Here is a 2,061-nt window from a genome sequence, read left to right on the forward strand (position 1 = left end):
ACCCTGCACGCGTCGATCGACGACAGCCTGCGCCGGCTCGGCACGGACCACGTCGACCTCTACTACGTCCACGTCGACGACCGGGCCACGCCGCTGGAGGAGACGCTGGAGGCACTGGCGGAGATCGTGCGCGCCGGCAAGGCCCGGTACATCGGCTGGTCCAACGTCCGCACCTGGCGCCTGGAGCGCATCCGCGGCCTGTGCGAGCGCAACGGCTGGCCGGCTCCCGTCGCGCTCCAGCAGCAGCACTCGTACCTCCGGCCCCGGACGGGCCTCGACGTCGCCTCGGTCGTGGACCACGAACAGCTCGACTACCTGCGCGCCCACGAGGACCTGACCCTGGTCGCCTACTCGCCGATCCTGCGGGGCATCTACGACGACCCGGCCAAGCGCCGGGACCACTGGATGATGGAACGGTACGCGGGTCCCGACGCCGAGGCCCGGCTGGAGGTGCTGACCGCGGTGGCCGCCGAGGTGGGTGTGACCCCCAACCAGCTGGTGCTCTCCTGGATGTTGCACCAGAGCTCTCCGCGGACGGTTCCGCTGATCGGGCCCCGCACCCTGGCGCAGTTCGAGGCGGCGCTCCCGGCGCTGGACCTCACGCTCTCCGCCGAGCTCCTCGCCCGCCTGGACGCCGCCGGGGCGTGAGCGGGCGGCCGCCGGCGGCGGGCGGTGGCGGGCGGTGGCGTGTCGCGAACGGAGCGCCGTCCGCCCGGCGCCGGACCCGCCGGTCCTGCCGAGGGTGCGCCCGCAGCGGCCGGCCAGGTCATCGGCGGCAGGCCGAGCGGAAGGAGGACGGAGACACCCGTGGCGTCAGCCCTCCCCCTCCTCCCCGGCCTGCTCCAGCAACTCCCGCAGCAGTTGCTCCTCCGTGGCCGAGAGCCCCGTCACGAAGCGCGCCAGCACCGCCTCGCGGTCGCGTTCGCCGTCCAGGACCTTGCGCATCCGCAGGGCGGCGAGCCCCGCCTGGTCGGCGACGGCGGTCCACTCGAAGGACCGGCCGGCGCGCTCCCGGGAGACCGCGCCCTTGGCGTGCAGGCGCGTCAGAATGGTGATCACGGTCGTGTACGCGAGGTCGCCGCCGAGCCGTTCCTGGACCAGGCCGGCGGTCACGGGCCGGCCGGACGACCGCAGCGCGGCCAGGACCTGGGCCTCCAACTCGCCCTGCCCGCGGCGCCGCTGGACGGGCCCGGCGCCACCCGGGCCACGGTCGCCCGTCCCGTGGTCCGCCATCCCGTCGACCTCCCGGCCCGCGTTCGAGTTCGGCAGCCCCCGGGGTCGCCCGCGGACGGGGCGCGGGGGCGGTCCATCGTACTCATCCGGCACCCGGCGTCCGCCGTCGTCCGCCGGGGCGTGGCCGCACCGTCCGGCGCGCGAACCGCGGCGGCGGGGAGGGTCGCCGCGGAGGGCGGAGGACGGAGGCACACGCCCCGTTCCCTCGCCTTCTACGCCACTGTAGATTCGTGCCCACGACTCGGGGAAAGGACACGACATGGGTGTGAGTCTGGCCAAGGGCGGCAACGTCTCGCTGAGCAAGGAGGCCCCCGGACTGACCGCGGTCCTGGTGGGTCTGGGCTGGGACGTCCGGACGACCACGGGCACCGACTACGACCTCGACGCGAGCGCCCTCCTGCTGAACGACACCGGCAAGGTCGTCTCCGACCGGCACTTCGTCTTCTACAACAACCTGACCAGCCCGGACGGTTCGGTCGAGCACACCGGCGACAACCTGACCGGCGAGGGCGACGGCGACGACGAGTCGATCAAGGTCGATCTGTCCGCGGTACCGGCCGACATCGGCCGCATCGTCTTCCCGGTCTCCATCCACGACGCCGACAACCGCGGCCAGAGCTTCGGCCAGGTCCGCAACGCCTTCATCCGCGTGGTCAACCAGTCCGGCGGCGCGGAACTCGCGCGCTACGACCTCTCCGAGGACGCCGCCACCGAGACCGCCATGATCTTCGGCGAGCTCTACCGGCACGGCGCCGAGTGGAAGTTCCGCGCCGCCGGACTGGTTGACCACGCGGATGAAGGCGTTGCGGACCTGGCCGAAGCTCTGGC

At 73.5% G+C, this 2,061-nt stretch carries 3 protein-coding genes; 2 read left to right on the forward strand and 1 reads right to left on the reverse strand.

The features are described from left to right. On the forward strand, positions 1-648 hold a 648-nt coding region (locus tag EAO71_RS33715), incomplete at its 5' end, for an aldo/keto reductase (protein ID WP_147981634.1). 165 nt (positions 649-813) lie between these two features. Here EAO71_RS33715 and EAO71_RS33720 read toward each other — a convergent pair. Then, complete coding sequence (locus tag EAO71_RS33720) at positions 814-1,233, reverse strand: BlaI/MecI/CopY family transcriptional regulator (RefSeq protein WP_147981635.1); 420 nt, start codon at positions 1,231-1,233, stop codon at positions 814-816. A 259-nt stretch (positions 1,234-1,492) separates the two neighbouring features. Here EAO71_RS33720 and EAO71_RS33725 point away from each other — a divergent pair. Next, positions 1,493-2,061, forward strand: a 569-nt coding sequence (locus EAO71_RS33725; RefSeq protein ID WP_147981644.1) for a TerD family protein, incomplete at its 3' end; no start/stop codon positions are given.

The sequence above is a fragment of the Streptomyces sp. MS191 genome (genome assembly GCF_008042125.1).
Lineage (GTDB): Bacteria > Actinomycetota > Actinomycetes > Streptomycetales > Streptomycetaceae > Streptomyces.